This is a genomic window from Thalassobaculum sp. (genome assembly GCF_040219215.1).
Lineage (GTDB): Bacteria > Pseudomonadota > Alphaproteobacteria > Thalassobaculales > Thalassobaculaceae > Thalassobaculum_A.
Window position 1 is genome coordinate 616,039 of sequence record NZ_JAVJSX010000008.1, and the last position, 16,669, is coordinate 632,707.

Annotated in this window: 18 protein-coding genes and 1 riboswitch; of the genes, 8 read left to right on the forward strand and 10 right to left on the reverse strand. The window is 64.6% G+C overall.

Annotated features, from left to right (window positions below):
- Nucleotides 1-51: 51 nt before the first annotated feature.
- The 3 genes from RIC54_RS08350 (at nt 52) to doeB (ending at nt 3,683) form a co-directional block, all read left to right on the forward strand.
- Nucleotides 52-1,575, forward strand: a complete 1,524-nt coding sequence (locus tag RIC54_RS08350; protein WP_350086714.1) for a DHA2 family efflux MFS transporter permease subunit — start codon at nt 52-54, stop codon at nt 1,573-1,575.
- Between the two features lie 92 nt (nt 1,576-1,667).
- Nucleotides 1,668-2,624 carry a cation diffusion facilitator family transporter gene (locus tag RIC54_RS08355; protein WP_350086717.1) on the forward strand — a complete coding sequence of 319 codons (957 nt, stop codon included), beginning with the start codon at nt 1,668-1,670 and terminating at the stop codon, nt 2,622-2,624.
- Nucleotides 2,625-2,681: 57 nt separating this feature from the next.
- Nucleotides 2,682-3,683 (forward strand): N(2)-acetyl-L-2,4-diaminobutanoate deacetylase DoeB, encoded by a 1,002-nt coding sequence (gene doeB / locus RIC54_RS08360; RefSeq protein ID WP_350086720.1) that lies wholly within the window; start codon nt 2,682-2,684, stop codon nt 3,681-3,683.
- 32 nt (nt 3,684-3,715) lie between these two features.
- Here doeB and RIC54_RS08365 read toward each other — a convergent pair whose 3' ends face one another.
- The gene (locus RIC54_RS08365; protein WP_350086723.1) at nt 3,716-5,269 is read right to left on the reverse strand and encodes a PAS domain-containing hybrid sensor histidine kinase/response regulator family protein; all 1,554 of its coding nucleotides are present in this window, start codon (nt 5,267-5,269) and stop codon (nt 3,716-3,718) included.
- A 220-nt stretch (nt 5,270-5,489) separates the two neighbouring features.
- Here RIC54_RS08365 and RIC54_RS08370 point away from each other — a divergent pair, with 220 nt between their 5' ends.
- Nucleotides 5,490-5,879: a response regulator gene (locus RIC54_RS08370; protein WP_350086726.1), complete on the forward strand. Its 390-nt coding sequence runs from the start codon at nt 5,490-5,492 to the stop codon at nt 5,877-5,879.
- A gap of 117 nt (nt 5,880-5,996) precedes the next feature.
- Nucleotides 5,997-6,914 (forward strand): DMT family transporter, encoded by a 918-nt coding sequence (locus RIC54_RS08375; RefSeq protein ID WP_350086729.1) that lies wholly within the window; start codon nt 5,997-5,999, stop codon nt 6,912-6,914.
- Nucleotides 6,915-6,958: 44 nt separating this feature from the next.
- Here the strand turns inward: RIC54_RS08375 and RIC54_RS08380 are convergent, their stop codons facing one another.
- Nucleotides 6,959-7,216, reverse strand: a complete 258-nt coding sequence (locus tag RIC54_RS08380; RefSeq protein ID WP_350086732.1) for a hypothetical protein — start codon at nt 7,214-7,216, stop codon at nt 6,959-6,961.
- A 58-nt stretch (nt 7,217-7,274) separates the two neighbouring features.
- Here RIC54_RS08380 and RIC54_RS08385 point away from each other — a divergent pair, with 58 nt between their 5' ends.
- Nucleotides 7,275-7,709, forward strand: coding sequence for a DUF4345 domain-containing protein (locus tag RIC54_RS08385; RefSeq protein WP_350086735.1), 435 nt, complete (start codon nt 7,275-7,277; stop codon nt 7,707-7,709).
- A 15-nt stretch (nt 7,710-7,724) separates the two neighbouring features.
- Here RIC54_RS08385 and gcvA read toward each other — a convergent pair whose 3' ends face one another.
- The 5 genes from gcvA to RIC54_RS08410 all read right to left on the reverse strand — a co-directional run bounded on the left by gcvA (nt 7,725) and on the right by RIC54_RS08410 (nt 11,897).
- Complete coding sequence (gene gcvA / locus RIC54_RS08390; protein WP_350086738.1) at nt 7,725-8,609, reverse strand: transcriptional regulator GcvA; 885 nt, start codon at nt 8,607-8,609, stop codon at nt 7,725-7,727.
- Between the two features lie 79 nt (nt 8,610-8,688).
- Nucleotides 8,689-9,276, reverse strand: a complete 588-nt coding sequence (locus RIC54_RS08395; protein ID WP_350086741.1) for a uracil-DNA glycosylase family protein — start codon at nt 9,274-9,276, stop codon at nt 8,689-8,691.
- A gap of 5 nt (nt 9,277-9,281) precedes the next feature.
- A complete protein-coding gene (locus RIC54_RS08400; RefSeq protein ID WP_350086744.1) occupies nt 9,282-10,082 on the reverse strand; it encodes a phytanoyl-CoA dioxygenase family protein in 801 nt (266 codons plus the stop codon).
- Nucleotides 10,083-10,158: 76 nt separating this feature from the next.
- Nucleotides 10,159-10,956 (reverse strand): phytanoyl-CoA dioxygenase family protein, encoded by a 798-nt coding sequence (locus tag RIC54_RS08405; protein WP_350086747.1) that lies wholly within the window; start codon nt 10,954-10,956, stop codon nt 10,159-10,161.
- Nucleotides 10,957-11,060: 104 nt separating this feature from the next.
- Nucleotides 11,061-11,897, reverse strand: coding sequence for a phytanoyl-CoA dioxygenase family protein (locus RIC54_RS08410; protein ID WP_350086750.1), 837 nt, complete (start codon nt 11,895-11,897; stop codon nt 11,061-11,063).
- Nucleotides 11,898-12,005: 108 nt separating this feature from the next.
- A riboswitch (SAM riboswitch) is annotated at nt 12,006-12,084 on the forward strand.
- 150 nt (nt 12,085-12,234) lie between these two features.
- On the opposite strand from RIC54_RS08410, the gene RIC54_RS08415 reads away from it, so the two are divergent.
- The gene (locus RIC54_RS08415) at nt 12,235-13,548 is read left to right on the forward strand and encodes an O-acetylhomoserine aminocarboxypropyltransferase/cysteine synthase family protein (RefSeq protein ID WP_350086753.1); all 1,314 of its coding nucleotides are present in this window, start codon (nt 12,235-12,237) and stop codon (nt 13,546-13,548) included.
- A gap of 77 nt (nt 13,549-13,625) precedes the next feature.
- Here the strand turns inward: RIC54_RS08415 and RIC54_RS08420 are convergent, their stop codons facing one another.
- From RIC54_RS08420 to pncA, 3 genes are all read right to left on the reverse strand, one after another.
- Complete coding sequence (locus tag RIC54_RS08420; RefSeq protein ID WP_350086756.1) at nt 13,626-14,060, reverse strand: hypothetical protein; 435 nt, start codon at nt 14,058-14,060, stop codon at nt 13,626-13,628.
- A gap of 134 nt (nt 14,061-14,194) precedes the next feature.
- Entirely contained in the window at nt 14,195-14,626 is a 432-nt protein-coding gene (locus RIC54_RS08425) for a hypothetical protein (RefSeq protein ID WP_350086759.1), read from the reverse strand.
- Between the two features lie 154 nt (nt 14,627-14,780).
- Nucleotides 14,781-15,404 (reverse strand): bifunctional nicotinamidase/pyrazinamidase, encoded by a 624-nt coding sequence (gene pncA / locus RIC54_RS08430; protein ID WP_350086762.1) that lies wholly within the window; start codon nt 15,402-15,404, stop codon nt 14,781-14,783.
- A 497-nt stretch (nt 15,405-15,901) separates the two neighbouring features.
- On the opposite strand from pncA, the gene RIC54_RS08435 reads away from it, so the two are divergent.
- Nucleotides 15,902-16,669, forward strand: a complete 768-nt coding sequence (locus RIC54_RS08435; protein WP_350086765.1) for a class I SAM-dependent methyltransferase — start codon at nt 15,902-15,904, stop codon at nt 16,667-16,669.

The following is a 16,669-nucleotide window of genomic DNA, read 5'->3' on the forward strand; positions in this document are numbered from 1 at the left end:
AGACCGCGCTTTTCCGTGCGTGGCCGACGGGAGAGCGGTATTGTCGTTGCCATGACAACGATCCCGATCCCTGCAGAAGCCGATGCCGGGCCGACCGCGTTCACGCGGGCGATGATCCTGACGACGCTGACCATGGTCACGATGCTGTACGCGATGACCGTGACCATCGCCAACGTGTCGTTGCCGCAGATGCAGGGCTCGCTGTCGGCAACCACCGACCAGATTGCGCTGGTTGTGACCTTCAACATCATCGCAACGGCCGTGGCGACGCCGATGACCGGATGGCTGGCCGCCCGGTTCTCGCGCCGTGCCATTCTGATCTGGGGGGTGATAGGCTTCACCTGCGCTTCGCTGGCCTGCGGCCTCGCCACCTCGCTGGAAGGGCTGGTGCTGTTCCGGGTCATGCAGGGCGCGTTCGGCGCGCCGCTTGTGCCGCTCAGCCAGGCCATCGTGATGGACAGCTATCCGCGCGAGAAGCAGGCCTCGGCGATGGCGATCTTCGGCATGGGCGTGGTGGTCGGTCCGGTGCTGGCACCGACCGTCGGCGGGTACCTGTCGGAGCTGTACAACTGGCGCTGGGTATTCTTCATGATCGTGCCGTTCGGGCTGGTGGCCCTGGGCGGCGTGCTCGTCTACATCCAGGATCGCAGCCGGGCCGGTTCGTCGCACCTGGACTGGACCGGGTTTCTTGCCCTGTCGGTGTTCATTGCCAGCTTCCAGTTCATGCTCGACCAGGGCGAGCGGCTGGACTGGCTGGACTCCGGCACCATCCTGCTGTGCGCTGCGTTGGCCGGCCTGGCGCTCTATGTTTTCGTGGTGCACTCGGCGACCGCGGACCGGCCGTTCCTGAATCCGAAGCTGCTGCTGGACCGCAACTACGCGCTCGGCCTGCTGATCGTGTTCATTTTCGGGATGCTGAACTTCACGCCGACCACCTTGCTGCCGCCGTTGATGCAGGGGGTGCGGGGATACCCGGACTCGGTCATCGGTCTGGTGCTGGGCGCCCGCGGCGTCGGCACGCTGGCCGGGTTCTTCCTGATGTTCTGGTCCAACAGGTTCGACCCCAGGGTGCTCCTGGTGGCAGGGTTCGCGTGCCAGGGCATCGCCGGCTGGGCGATGGCCCAGTTCAGCGTCGACATGACCACCTGGGGGGTGCTGTGGACCAGCGCGCTGCAGGGTTTCGGTGTCGGCGTCATCTGGGTACCGCTCACCCTGGTGACGTTCGCCACTCTCGACAAGCGGAGCACCGCCGAGGCGACGGCGATCTTCCACCTGGTCCGCAATGTCGGAAGTTCGATCTACATATCGTTGTCGATCACCCTGGCGTTGCGGTCGGCGCGCCAGAACTACGCCGAACTCAGCACGAATGCAGCGCCGACGAACGAGGCGCTGACCATGCAGGACAGTCTTTTCGGGGTCTGGTCGATCGACAGCGTCACGGCCCTGGCCGGTCTGGCGCGGGAGATCAACCGGCAGGCGCTGATGATCGGCTACCTGAACGCGTTTCACCTGTTCGCGATCACGTCGTTTGCCGTCATTCCCGTGATCCTGATGGTGAAGGTGGCACGCCGGTAGGCGGCGGGAGGCGCCGAGAAGCGTTCAGGACCGAACCGCATCCGAACGGCGAACGGTGATAGTGTCGCTGCCTGTCGCAGGCGGAGGTGACCATGGCGCACGGCTCGAAGACGGTGATCTACGCGGCGCTGGCCGGCAACGCCGCCATCGCGGTCATGAAGTTCACCGCGGCCGCGTTCACCGGAAGTGCTGCGATGCTGAGCGAGGGCATCCACTCGGTGGTGGATACCGGAAACCAGGGCCTGATCCTCTACGGGATGCGGCAGGCCCGGCGGAAGCCGGACGCCCGCCACCCGTTCGGCTATGGGATGGAGCTGTATTTCTGGACCTTCGTCGTCGCCATCCTGATCTTCGCGGTCGGCGCCGGGCTGTCGATCTACGAGGGCATCCAGCACATCCGGCACCCGGTACCGATGACCAACCCGGAGTGGAGCTATGTCGTTCTTTCCCTGAGCCTGGTGTTCGAGGGAGTCGCCTGGGTGATCGCCTTCAGGGAGTTTGAAAAGCAGCGCGGGCGCCACGGGTATCTAGCGGCAGTGGAGCGCAGCAAGGATCCGACGGTGTTCACCGTGCTGTTCGAGGACACCGCCGCCGTCATCGGCCTGCTGATCGCCTTTGTCGGGATCGCCGCCGCGCAGTACTTCGACGAACCGGTGCTGGACGGTGTCGCGTCGCTGGCGATCGGCGGCGTGCTGGCCGCTGTCGCGGTCCTGCTGGCGCGGGAGAGCAAGGGGCTGCTGATCGGCGAAAGCGTCGACCCCGAGGTTCTGGACGGCATACGGCGTCTGATCGGCTCCGATCGTCGGATCGTCGCGGTCAACGAGGTACTGACCATGCATCTGGGACCGCAGGACGTGCTGCTCGCCATCAGCATCGACTTCGTCGACGGGCTGGTGTCGGAGAAGGTCGAGGAGGCGATCAGCAGCCTTGAGCGCCGGGTCGTCGCCAAGTACCCGCAGGTTCGCCGGGTGTTCATCGAGGCGCAGAACCGGTACGCCCATCGGATGGCCGAGCGGGCGGCCGCCCGGATCTCCGCGGTGCAAACCTGACGCATACCGCTTGGGTCAAAGATTGACCGGGTCGACCGGTTTCGACAGCATCCACCGATGAGCATTGATCGCCCCACCAAGATCCTGACCGCCATCGACCTGGATGCCGACGGCAAGCGGTTCGGCGCGCTGGTCGTTCCGTATTCCCGCAACGACAGCGCCTGGGGGTCGGTTCGCATCCCGATCGTCGTGATCCGCAACGGCGACGGGCCGACCGCGCTGCTGATCGCCGGCAACCACGGGGACGAGTACGAGGGCCAGATTGCCCTGCGAGACCTCGCCCGTTCCCTCGATCCGGTCGATGTGACCGGAACGGTGATCATCCTGCCGGGGCTGAATTTCCCGGCGGTGCGGGCCGCCACCCGCTGCTCGCCGATCGACGGTGGGAACATGAACCGGTCGTTTCCCGGCAGCGCCGACGGCGCGGTCACCTCGATGATCGCGCATTATGTGGCCACCGTCCTGGTGCCGCGCGCTGATCTGGTGCTTGACCTGCATTCGGGCGGCAAGACCCTGGACTTCGTTCCGTTTGCCGCCACCCACCGGCTGCCCGACAAGGCGCTGGAAGCACGCGCGATCGCCGCAGTCGAGGCGTTCGCCGCACCGGTCAGTGTGGTGATGCTGGAACTGGACGCCGAGGGGATGCTCGATACCTGGGTCGAGAGCCTTGGCAAGCTGTTCGTGACGACCGAGCTGGCCGGCGGCGGCAGTTCGACCCGACGTTCCAACCGGGTCGCGGCCGTCGGGGTGCGCAACGTGCTGAAGCACATGGGTATCCTGGCTGGCGAGCCTGAGATCGTCACACCGACCCGGCTGCTGGATATGCCGGACGAACGATGTTTCGTGGCCGCCGAGCACACAGGCATTCACGAGCCCCTGGTCGACCTTGGCGACGATGTGTCGGAGGGCCAGCCGGTCGCCCGCATCCATTTCCTGGATGAGCCGTCGCGCGATCCGGTGGTGTATGTCGCCCGCCGCAGCGGCCTGCTGATCGGCCGGCACTTCCCCGGCCTCGTGCAGTCCGGGGATTTCCTGGCGAGCGTCGGAATCGACCTGTAGCCGGTTGGTAAACGTACGGGTGCTCGGCGGCGCTATCCGTCCAGGATCTCGCGCAGGCGCTTCGCCAGATCGACCAGGCGGTATGGTTTGCTCAACAGGGTGCGGAAATCCTCGCTTTGCGTGCCGTTCTGCGCTGCGCCGCTGGCGAACCCGGAGGTGAGCAGGGTCTTCAGGCCGGGCCGCAGTGTGACGGCGATGCGTGACAGCTCGTCACCCGTCAGGTCGCCGGGCATCACCACATCGGAGAACAGCAGATCGAGCTCCTGGTCGCTTTTTAGGATCCGAAGCGCGGCATCGGCGTTGTCAGCCGTCACTACCTGATAGCCGAGGCTTTGCAATTGCTTGAGGGCGATCGTCCGGACACCCTCATCGTCCTCGACGACAAGAATGCGCTCGCCGCCGGCCTTCGACGACAGCCGGGTCGGTTCATCCGGCTGGTGCCGCGCGCCATCGCCCCTGGCCGCAGGGAGGTACAGGCGGACCGTGGTGCCGCGTCCGGGCTCGCTGTAGATCTTGATGTGACCGCGCGATTGCTTGGCGTAGCCGTAGATCATGCTGAGGCCGAGACCGGATCCGCCGCCGGCCTCCTTGGTCGTAAAGAACGGCTCGAAGGCGCGCGCGGCAACGTCCGGCGGCATACCGGTTCCGGTGTCGGTCACGGCGAGCATGACATAGCGTCCGGGGATCACATCGAGATTGCTGGCCGCGTATCCGTCGTCGAGGTGCTGGTTGGCCGTTTCGATGACGAGTCGTCCGCCGCCGGGCATCGCATCGCGGGCGTTGATCGCCAGGTTCACCAGCGCCGACTCGAACTGTGCTGCGTCCGCAAACGCCCGTGCCAGGTCCCCAGCGAGAACCGTCGAGACCACGATGCGCTCACCCAGGGTCCGTCGCAGCAGATCGAGGGTCTGCGCCACCCGCTCATTCGCATCGAACTCTTCCGGGTCCAGCGACTGGCGCCGGGCGAACGCCAGGAGTTGCGTGGTCAGCTTGGCGCCGCGTAGGGCCGCATTGAGGGCGACGTCGACAAGTTCCTGGTCGCCTGGGGCAAGATCGGTCGTTTCCGTCAGCAGGTCGAGACTGCCGATGATCACGCCCAGCAGGTTGTTGAAGTCGTGGGCGATGCCCCCGGTCAACTGGCCGACCGCCTCCAGGCGTTGCGCGTGCCTAACTCGCGCCTCGGCGGCTTCGCGCTCGGTCATGTCCCGGCCGATGTAGAAGTGCTGCTGCTCGGGCTCCGACCAGACGCCGGTCCAACTGAGCGGCACGGCAGAGCCGTTCTTGTGCAGGTACCGGCAGTCGAAATTCCGCATCTCCCGTCCCAGGCGGCCAAGGCGCATCTCGGAGCGGGTGTTCTCAATGTCGGCCGGATGCACGAAGTCGACGCCGTTGCGGCCGACCAGGTCCTCCGGCGCGTAGCCGAGGATTTTCCGCACGCTGGGGCTCACGCGAATGAAGTCTCCCTGCCGTCCAACCACCAGGATCAGGTCCAGCGAGGTCTCGAAGATCCGACGGTTGATCTCGTTCTCGACGTCCCGGCCGGTACGTTGCCCGGTTTGGGCGCGATCATCATCCCCGTGGGCCATACCGTTTCCTTGGTGTGTCATGGCGCGTCCGGCTGAGACACGTATTCCGGGCGTTGTGTCGGCGAGGTTCCAATGTCGATCAATGTTGAGCGCTCTGGCTTAACCTTTCAATACACGGCGAAAATCGTGCGGGAGAAGTGGGTTTCATATTTGACCGATATTCGGCATTCTTTTTCGCCGTGGAACCCAAACCACGACAAATGTGCGCAGAAGAGCAAGCATGTCCCTGGTCCTGGTCATCGACGACAACGAGGATCTGCGCACCGTCATCAGGCGTACCCTCGAGGCGGCCAGGCATCAGGTACTGGAAGCCCAGGATGGTCGTCAGGGGCTGAAGCTTCTGCAACAGCACGCTCCCCAGCTGATGATCACGGACATCCTGATGCCGACCAAGGAAGGGCTTGAGACCATCCGAGAAGCCAAAGCGCTGAATCCGGGGTTGGCGATCATCGCCATGTCGGGCGGCGGCAGCATGGATTCGCGCGACCTGTTGAGGATCGCTCAGGAGTTCGGTGCGAGCATCGTCCTTGAGAAGCCGTTCCGATCGGCGACACTCCGACAATCGGTCGAGGCATTGCTGGCCAAGCATGGAACGAGCCCGATCGCCTGATGCCTGGGCGCAGGAGCATGGCTCCCCCGCGTCATTTGCACAGGCGTTGCCGCCTGGATCGTGCATTCTGCACAGGCAGGTTGCGGCGGCGGGTCGCGGCCCCGTTCGGAATTTGTCATGACTGCCGCAGCCGCCGAACCCTCCTCAAGCGCCGGATACGGGCGCGGCATCGCCATGCAGGTCCTGGCGGTGGCGATGTTCACCTGCATGGGCATGGTCATCAAGCTGCTGGACGGGCAGTACCCGACCTCGCAGATCATCCTGTTCCGCTGCGCCCCGGCGCTGATCCCGCTCGTCCTCTACCTGCCGATGCAGGGCGGCTGGTCGGCGCTGAAGACCCGCCGGCCGGGTTGGCACGCCATCCGCTCGGTCGCGGGGATCGCCTCGATGTATGTCGGTTTCTACGCGATCGCCCGCATGGCGTTCGCCGACTACGTGGCGATCTCGTTCACCGCGCCGTTGTTCGGCACCCTGCTGTCGATTCCGTTCCTTGGTGAACGGGTCGGCGTGTGGCGGCTGGGAGCGGTCGGGCTCGGCTTTGCCGGTGCCTTGCTGACCGTTGGCCCGATCACCGGCAGCACCGACCCTATCGCGTTGTTCGCGGTCGGCTCGGCGCTCGGATACGGGGTGGCGATGATCGCAATGCGCAAGCTCGGCTCCACCGACAAGTCGGCGGCGACGGTGTTCTACTTCACGGTCGCGGGGGCGCTGTCCAGTCTGGTGTTCCTGCCGACCCAGTGGGTCACGCCACCGCTGGAGGACTTGTCCCTCCTGATGACCATCGGGCTGGTCGGCGGGGTGGCGCAGATCTTCATGACCGAAGCGTTCCGGCTGGCGCCGCCGTCGGTGATCGCACCGTTCGATTACACCGCGATGTTGTGGGCGTTGATCTTCGGCTTCTTTGTGTTCGGCACCTTCCCCGGACCGGGCGTGCTGGCCGGTGCCGGCCTGATCTGTGCGTCCGGGCTGTTCATCATCCATCGCGAGACCGTGCGCGGGGTGAAGCGCGCCAAGCTGAAGAGTTCCAGCCTCTAGCGATAATCCGGAACGACGGTGACATAGCCGCGCGAGGCAAAGGCCTAGCCGACGTAAAGATAGTCATCCTTTGATCCGGACTGCCACCCGCCGCCGTAGAAGAACACGATGGTCGGTGCGGCCGGTGCGGCACCCTCGGGGACATAGAGATCGAGCGTTCGGCGCGGACCGTCGCCGTATCGGAGGTCGTGAATGACGCGGTATCCCTCGTCCGGAACGAAGTTGCTGAGCAGGTCGCCGCCGTTGCACGCCGTCAACGCGAATGTCGGTGCCAGTGTCGCTACGTGTAAGAAGTGCTTCATTCAGCCTCTTGGTTGCCCGTTCTACGACGGGTTGGGCAATCCGGATGGCGGACGCTGAATGTCTGCGCTCGTCAGCAAGCGGCTGTTGCAGGGGACGGTTGCGGTGCTTGCGCTGATACCGATCGCGGTCGGAGGCGTGGGTGCTCTGACCGGGCCTGGCTTCCTGATGACCGGAACGGCGTGGCCGGTCGATCTAGACAGCCACTTTCGCTACCTTTCGGGTGTCTTCCTGGCGGTTGGTCTGATCTTCTATGGATGCATTCCGGCGATTGAGCGCAAGACAGCGCTGTTTCGGCTGGCTGCGCTCCCGATCGTCGTCGGCGGTCTCGCCCGCCTCGGCTCGTTGCTGGCCGCCGGAACGCCGACCACCCCGCATATGCTCGGACTGGTTCTTGAACTCGGTGTGGTGCCGGCGCTGGTGGTCTGGCAGACCTCCGTCGCCTATCGGACACCAGCGTTCGGCTGGCGCCGGACTACGGTTCTTGGCAACTGACCCGCTGGAGGCCGCTTAGCCGAGGCCGGCCTCCTCGACCAACCAGTCACGGAATGCCTTGATCGCCGGACGGGCCCGATGCCGTTCCAGGCATACGAGATAGTCGGATTCCGCGCTCGGAATACTGACGTCCGACAGCCGGACCAGACGTCCCGCCGCCAGTTCGTCGACGATCAGGGGGCTGCGGCCCAGAACGACGCCCTGGCCGCCCAGTACCGCCTGCATCGCGAGCGCGGTGTCGTCGTAGACCGCTACCGGCGGCAGGTCCAAGTCCGGCAGCCCGACCTTGGTCCGCCACAGCTTCCAATTCGCGGCGTCGGTGTGGTGGGACAGAATGACGAAGCGCAGCAGATCAGCCGGCTCCAGCTCGGGATGCAGTGCCGCCAGCGCCGGAGAGTACACGGGCGTCAGGGTCTCCCGCATGAAGCACTCGGCGTGGACACCCGGCCAGTCGCCCATTCCGTAGCGGATCGCCAGGTCGACGTCCTCTTTGGTCAGGTCCACCACCCGCCGTGTGGTGAAGAATCGCACGTCGATCTCGGGGTGCCGGTCGAGGAAGCGCGGCATGCGGTGGATCAGCCAGTGCGCGGCGAATGACGGCAGTACGCTGATCGTCAGCGTCGACGGTGTCGTGCTGCGGCGGACGCGGCGCACACCTTCGGCCATCGCATCCAACGCTTCGGCCACGATCGGCGCCAGGACAGCGCCGGCTTCGGTGGGTTCGAGCCCGTGGGCGGTCCGTTCGAACACCGCCACCCCCAGGAACGCTTCCAGGCTGGCGATCTGCTTGCTAACAGCGCCGTGCGTCACGCTCAGTGCGTCGGCGGCGCGGCTGAACGAGCCATGGCGGGCGGCAGCGTCGAAGGCACGCAAGGTGTTGAGTGGCGGCAGCGGGTTCATGGATACCTGTGAGGTTTCCTCACACAGGTTGTCGTCCTGACTGCCAATTCAAGCCCGCGCCGGTTTGCGTTCGGAGCCGTCAGCGCTGAAGCAACGCCGCAACCCGCGACTGCAGCGTCGGAATCAGTTCGGACCGCAGCCAGGGATTCTTGCGCTCTATGTTCTGGGATCGCCAGGATGGGTGGGGCAGGGGCATGTATTTCGGCCCGTACTCCCGCCAGGCCGCGACGGTCTCGGTCAGCGTGCGCTTGCGGGACTTTCCGAGATAGCGGGCCTGGGCGTACATGCCGGCCAGCACGACCAGTTCCACATCGGGCAGGTGCGCCAGCACCGCGTCGTGCCACATCGGCGCGCACTCCGGCCGGGGCGGAGCGTCGCCGCCGCTCGGCAGCACGCCAGGGTAGCAGAACCCCATCGGCACGATGGCGATACGCGGATCGTTGTAGAACGTCTCCCGCTCCACGCCCAGCCAGTCGCGCAGCCGGTCGCCGGATCGGTCGTTCCACGGGATGCCGCTTTCCTGCACCCTGGTTCCAGGCGCCTGGCCAACGATCAGCAGCCTCGCGCCGGGATGCGCCACCAGCACCGGGCGAGGCCCCAGCGGCAGGTGCGCCTCGCAGTGCCGGCAGGCGCGGATCCTGGTGAGAAGTTCCGAAAGGTCGTGCATCGATCCTAGGCGCCGTAGCTGATGTCCAGGGCATCGAGTTCGGTGTCGCTGATCTGCCTACAAGGCTCGCCGTCGCGCTTGATCAGGAACGTGATGCCGTCAGGGGCCGCGCCGTCGAGTTGGCAGAACAGGCCGACGCGTTGCTCCCACGATGTCGGAAGGCGGTTGGGGTCCGCCATTCGGAACTCGAACGACCGTCGGCTCTCCGTTGCAGCAGTCAGCAACTGGGTCCGGTGCAGCACGAACTGATCAAAGACCGCGGCGCTGCCGGCGGACATATGCAGAGCACGGACCTGGTAGGCATCCGCGCCGAACAGGTCCTCCAGATCCCGATCGGAGAATGTCTGAGGGCGACGTTCGGACACGCGCCTCGACCACAGCCCGAGCAACGGATCGAGATCAAGGGTTCGTGTCGGTACGCACACGTCCAGGCCAATCCGCTTGGCTCCAACGTCTTCAAGCGGAACCCAGGCGACCATGAACGGTGAGGCATCTCCGACGAAGTTCAGATCGAGATGCCAGCCGACCTGTGTCTCAGGGGCTTCCGGTGCCTGAAACCGAATCGTCGTGTAGCCGAGATTGAGTATGGGCGTCACCCCGTGCCGACCGGCGAACAGTGCCGGCAACTCGGATGCGTAGAAGCGGTGCGCTACCGACACGATCTTTGCCCGGGCGGTAGCGTTCGACAGGAAATGCCCCAGCGACGTGCGATCCCGCCTCGCACGTTCAAGAAGATCGTCGGCACAGGCCCTCAGGTCCGCTAGGGCGGCATCTACAAAGACATCGGGGCGGGCCTTGAAGAACATCAGTGCTCCCTGGTAGGCGGCGCATGCCTGTAGGCACGCTCAGATCCATATGGCCACGCCAGCCGCGTCGGCACCGTCATTGGGTGACAACGCCGTCAAGCGTGTCGAACTCGGCGCCGGCAATCGGCCGGATCGATTCGTTCGCAGACTTGATCAGGAAGTCTATTTCGTCGGGCCTGCCGTCATTCGGACGGCAGTACAGGCCCGGCGTGCGATGCCACCAGGCAGGCAGCGCCGACAGATCGACCATGCGGAACTCGAAAGATCGTCGCAGCGCGGTCGCGGTCGCGATGTTCTGGGTCCGGTGCAGTACGAACTGGTCAAACACGGCGGAGTCGCCAGCTGTTAGGTTGAGCGTTCGCGACTGATGATTGTCTTTGCCGAAAAGGTCGTCCAGTTCTTCATCGCCGAACTGTAGAACAAGGCCGTCGGTCGACTTGCGTGCCCACGCATCGAGGAGCGGTCTCAGTGTTGCGGACGGACCCGGCAGGCAAACGTCGAGGCCCAGCCGTGTGGTTCCGACATCCTCAAGCGGTGTCCAGGCAACGAGGAATGGGGCGGTGTCGAGGACGAAGTTGAAATCCAGATGCCAGTTCACCCGGTCGGTCTGGGCATCGGGCTTCTGCAACCGGACCGTCGTAATGGACAGGTTCAAAGCTGGTGGCGTACCGAAGCGCTCTGTAAAGAGACTAGGTAGAGAACTGGTATAGAATCGCCGAGCGACCCGCCCGATGTGTTCGCGGGCTACGGCGTCTCTCAAATGATGGCCGAGCGAAGTCTTGGTCGCGTTCGCACGTTCGATGACAAGATCTGCGCAGGACCGCAGATCGTTCAACGCATCCTCGTCAAATACCGCGGCTCGTGCCTTGAACATGTTCGTTGGTCGCCGTCGAAGGTGATACCCGGCAACACAATACGCACGCCTGCTTCACGGGCGTCAACGCAGTGACGCGTTCGTGGTCCTGCCCGTCGAGGTCGTCAGCCATGCATCTTGATGTTGAGGGCATCAAGTTCGGAGTCGTCGACCGGGCGTGGGGGGCCGTCATCGCGCTTGATCAGGAACTGGATGTTGTCTTCCGAGTTCGGGCAGCGACGGCAGAAGAAGGCGGTTCGATGACGCCACGATGCCGGCAATGCGTCGAGGTCGACCATCCTGAACTCGAACGAATGCCGTGCTTCGGTGGCTCGGGCAAGGTTCTGGGTTCGATGGAAAACGAACTGATCGAACACGGCCGAACTTCCCGCAGGTAACCGAAGGGAGCGGACCTGATAGCCACCGCTGCCGAAGATCCCGTCCAGATCGTCGTCCGAGAACTCCAGGCTGTCCCCTTTGGCCGACCGTGCCTGCCAGGGTCCGAGCATCGACGCCATGCTCGGAGGGGTCGTCGGAACACAGATATCGAGCCCGATCCGCGTTTCGCCGACATCCTCGAGCGGTGTCCACGCAACGAGAAAGGGGACGGTGTCGCCCATGAAGTTGAAGTCGATGTGCCAACCAACGCGGCTGGTCGGCAGGTCGGGTTCCTGAAGCCGGATCGTCGTAAAGATCAGGTTGAGGGCGGGCTGTTTGCCGAATCGTTCCGCAAACAGATCCGGCAACGAACTCTTGAAGAACCGTTTGACGGTGGCGGTGATGAGCGTTCGAGCTTCCGGATTGGCCATGTGCTGTCCAAGCGACGTGCGCTGCCTGGACACCCGAGCAAGGAGCCCGCCAGCGCAGGCCCTCAGGTCGAGCAGCGCGGGCAGGTCGAAGACACCGGTATCGGCCCGAAAGAACATCGTGATGCTGCTCGCCTTGTCGAACGCGACCGCCATGTATCCATCGTGATGCCGGGACGGTCAACCTGGGCCGGGCTGCTCGCCGCACAGGGCCAATGTGGTGAAGAGACATCGGCGGCTTGACAACGCCGGGAGGCAGGTGTTCTGTGAGGTCGCGCCGATTTGAGCCTCCAGCTTGCGGGCGCGTTACAAATGCAGCTAAAGCGGCGGTCGGTTCGGACCCGCTGCAGGCTTGTGGCGGGTTTTTGTTTGCCCGCAAACGGCCTTCAAAGGGTCCGGTCCGTCCCCGCAGCGGCTGCGTTTGGTCCTTCAACCACGCTGCCTGTCCGGGTGATGCCCGGCACGGTCGGCGGCCGCTAAAACGGAGCGACCGATGTCTACCCAGTCCAAGCATCCCGAGACCCTGGCCCTGCATGCCGGCTACCGGGCGGATCCTGCTACCGGTGCGGTGGCGGTGCCGATCTACCAGACCACCTCCTACCAGTTCCGCGATACCGAGCATGCCGCGAACCTGTTCGCACTCAAGGAACTGGGCAACATCTACACCCGGATCATGAATCCGACCTGCGACGTGCTGGAGCAGCGCATCGCGGCGATCGAGGGCGGGGTAGGGGCCCTCGCGGTTGCCTCGGGCCAGGCTGCCAGTGCCTTCGCAGTGCAGAACCTGGCCAAGATCGGCGACAACATCGTCAGCTCAACCGACCTGTACGGCGGGACATGGAACCTGTTCGCCAACACCCTGAAGGACCAGGGCATCGAGGTCCGGTTCGTCGATCCGTCCGACCCGGAGAACTTCGCGCGGGCGACCGACAAGCGTACCCGCGCCTATTACGCCGAGACCCTCCCGAACCCGAAGCTGCATGTGTTTCCGATCAAGGAAGTGGCCGATCTCGGCCGCGGATTCGGCATTCCGCTGATCATCGACAACACCGCGGCGCCGCTGTTGTGCCGCCCGTTCGACCACGGGGCGGCGGTGATCGTCTACTCGACCACCAAGTACATCGGCGGCCACGGCACCTCGATCGGCGGGCTGATCGTCGACGGCGGCAACTTCCCGTGGGACGAGTTCAAGGAGCGCCAGCCGGCCCTGAACACGCCTGATCCGAGCTATCACGGGGCGGTGTGGACCGAGGCGGTCAAGCCGCTCGGCCCGATTGCCTACATCATCAAGGCGCGCACCACGCTGCTGCGCGATCTCGGTTCGGCGCAAAGCCCGTTCAACGCCTTCCAGACCATCCAGGGGCTTGAGACCCTGGCATTGCGGATGCGGGCGCATTGCGAGAACGCGGCCAAGGTCTCGGACTTCCTGAAGGACCATCCGTCGGTCGAACGGGTGATCTTCCCGGGGCTGCAGGACGGCGAGGCACGGCGTCGCGCCGATACCTACCTGAAAGGCGGCTACGGGGGGCTGGTTGGGTTCGAGATCAAGGGCGGTAAGGATGCGGGGCGAGGGTTCATCGACCGCCTGAAGCTGTTCTACCACGTTGCCAACATTGGCGACGCCCGGTCGTTGGCGATTCATCCGGCGACCACCACCCACAGTCAGCTATCGCCCGAGGACCAGATCGCCACGGGCGTCTCAGATGGCTATGTCCGGCTGTCGGTCGGGATCGAGAACATCGACGACATCCTGGCTGACTTGTCCCAGGCGCTGGATGCCGGAGTGGCACAGGTCGCGGCGGAGTAAAATCGTCCACTCTTGGTGATCGAGGCGAGGTGGACCGTTACCCGCTTCACCTCGATCACCCCGTTCTCTCGCGCCAGTCAGGCTGCGGCAGGTGTTGTCATCGCCAATCCGGCGCTATCGACCGGGATACGAGCGTAATAATCGCCTAGCTTGTGCCGGATCGACTCATCGTGACGATCGATCAGATCGGGAAACAACTCACCCTCCTGGGCGTTGGCATGGTCCTCGATGGTTTGCCCGATCTGCCGGGCCGCTTCCGCCACGGCGATGCCGTCATTGCCTGCCTGCGTCGCCAGCGCTCGATCGAATTCATAGGCCAGACCACGAGCGGTTGCCGGTGCGCCGAGACGCTGGAAGACATTGCGCTCCATCCGGTCGTGCCTCACCAGAAGGTCACGAAATGCTTGCAAGCCTTGGCCATCCGCTTCGGAGGCGGCGGTGTAAACCAGGGTTTGCGCGGTTTCGAGCAGATGGGTGTGCTGGGTCTGCAAAAGCAGAATGACGCACGGCATGAGCAGGTCTCCTGTCGGGGGGCATGCAACCCCCGACGCTGCCGAGCGCGGCGCGGTGACGCGGCCATGAATAGTCCATATGGGGGCTGTGCAACATATGCCAACCGGTAAACCTTGGTCACCGCATCGGTCGATTATGCTGCTGCAGGCTCGCCCAACTCGATCTGATCGGCCGGGATCCGCGCGTAGTGGTCTCCCAACTGGTGGCGCAGCGAGTCCCGGTAGCTTTCGATGAGGTCCGGGAAGAGGTCGGTTTCCTGCGCGTCCGCGTGGGCTTCGACGATCCGCGACATGCGTCGCGCCGCCGCGGCGACCGCGCTCGCATCAAGTCCGGGTTGCGACGCCAGTACCTCGTCGAAAACCCGGCTCAAGCTGTCGTTCGTCGATACCCCGAGGCGCTGGAATACCTCGCGCTCCATCCGATCATGACGGATGAGCATATGGCGGAACGCGTAGAGGTCGCCGGGCCAGGTTTCGCTCCCCGTACTGGCGGCGTGGGTCAGCGTTTCAGCGGCCTCAAACAGGCGGGAATGTTGAGTTTGGAGCAGCAGGATTATGCAAGGCATCGCTAGTCTCCTGTCCCGGGAAATGTCGCGGAGGCGCCGGTAGGCGCAGCGCCGATATGCGGCGCCAGACGGACAACATCCAGTTGCGGTTTCCGTTCCCGCGGGACAGCAACGATTCGTCGATTTCGGCTCCGGTGCTTGCGCCGATCTGCGTTCAGGCGGCGTCAGCCGTCATAAAACCGACCCCGGCTGCGGTCATATCGGCCATTGCGGCAGCGAGCGACCCGTTGAGGTCGATGGCCCGGCAGGCGTCGGTGACCACGGTTGTCGCGAAGCCAAGCCGGCGGGCATCCAGGGCCGAAAAGGCGACGCAGAAATCCATCGCGAGGCCGGCCAGTACCACCCTGTCGAATCCGCGTTCCTGGAGGTATCCCGCCAGTCCGGTCGGGGTCGCCCGGTCGTTCTCGAAGAACGCCGAGTAGGAGTCGATCGCCGGCCGGAAGCCCTTTCGGATGACCAGTTCGGCCCGGTCGACGGCGAGATCCGGGTGGAACGCGGCACCGGTGCTGCCCTGCACGCAGTGATCGGGCCACAGCACCTGGGTGCCATAGGGCATGTCGGCCGTCTCGAACGGTGCTTTGCCGGCATGCGAACTGGCAAAGGACGAATGTCCTGCCGGATGCCAGTCCTGGGTCAGGACCCTGTGGTCAAACCGCGTCGACAGCCGGTTGATAATCGGCACCACGGCGTCGCCCTGCGGAACAGCCAGAGCGCCACCGGGGCAGAAGTCATTCTGCACGTCGACGATGATCAGGATCCCGGAGTCTTTCTTGGCCATGAACACGTTCTCCAGCACTCGGTGTCGTCGTGAATCGGCGGACCTTTAGCGCCAAACGTGGCCGCTATCGATTGGTGTGGCAACGTCTTCCGGGTGAACCATCCAAACTGGCGCACGCGCTTCAAGAACCGCGGTTTCCCTGGGGTGGGAGGCGCGGCGACCGGCGGGCCGATCCCGCGAAGCGCCGAACGGTTGCCATTGAATCTGCGCAAAAGCGTCGCGCCTGGCGAATAATCGCTTCGAACAGGTGTCCTATCGAACAGGCGCGGTTGTTCGCATGTCGATGGCCAGCCGCATGGGCCAGGTACCTGATCACGGCGACCAAAGGATGACGGATGTTCCAAGACCGGAAGCGAGGGTTGAGATCCTCGATCAACGCCTTTTGCCCGTCGACCGGCAATTCCGCATGCGAAACCACACCAAACTATCGCCCCGTCGCGTCGGGCATAGCGATACCGAGGCCGCGTCATGCCCGGCTTCGCCGCACTCTGCGGCGCATGCTGCCGGAACATCTCGTCAACCGACTGCGCCAAGCGTTGTCGCGCACCCGGATCAAGGTCGATTCGGTTCTTGACGACCCTATGCAGTTTCGTCGGCCGTCGCTGCAACGCGAGTGTCCGCTGTGCGGCTTCCAGGGCCGGTTCTGGACGTTCGGGGCGCCGCCGCGCAGCGAGGCGCTGTGCCCGCGGTGCCTCAGCCTGGAGCGTCACCGCCTGTTCCATCTGCTGGTGGATCGCTACGCCAACTCCGCGATCAAGGACAAACGGGTGCTGCACTTCGCGCCGGAATCCTGCATCAGGGCCCGCCTGGACCGGATGTCGCGGTATGTGACGGCCGATCTGTCCGGATGGGATGTCGACTGTCAGTGCGCGATGGAATCGATCCCGTTTCCGGACAACTCGCTCGACGCGGTGATCGCCAATCATGTGCTTGAACACGTCGACAACGACATCGACGCGATGCGCGAGGTTCGCCGCGTGCTGAAGCCGCAGGGCACGGCCATCCTTTCGGTCCCGATCGTCCAGGGCTGGGACGAGACCTACGAGAATCCGGACATCGCCACGGCGGAGATGCGCCGGACGCATTTCGGCCAGGAAGACCACAAGCGCCTGTACGGACGCGATTTCCACGACCGGCTCCAGCAGGCGGGCTTCGCGGTCGAGATCTTCCGGGCCGATCCGGAGCGCGAGATCCGGTTTGGGCTCAACCGTGGCGACCAGTTCTTCGTCGCCCGGCCGCGACCGGATCGCGGCCGGGGACAATAG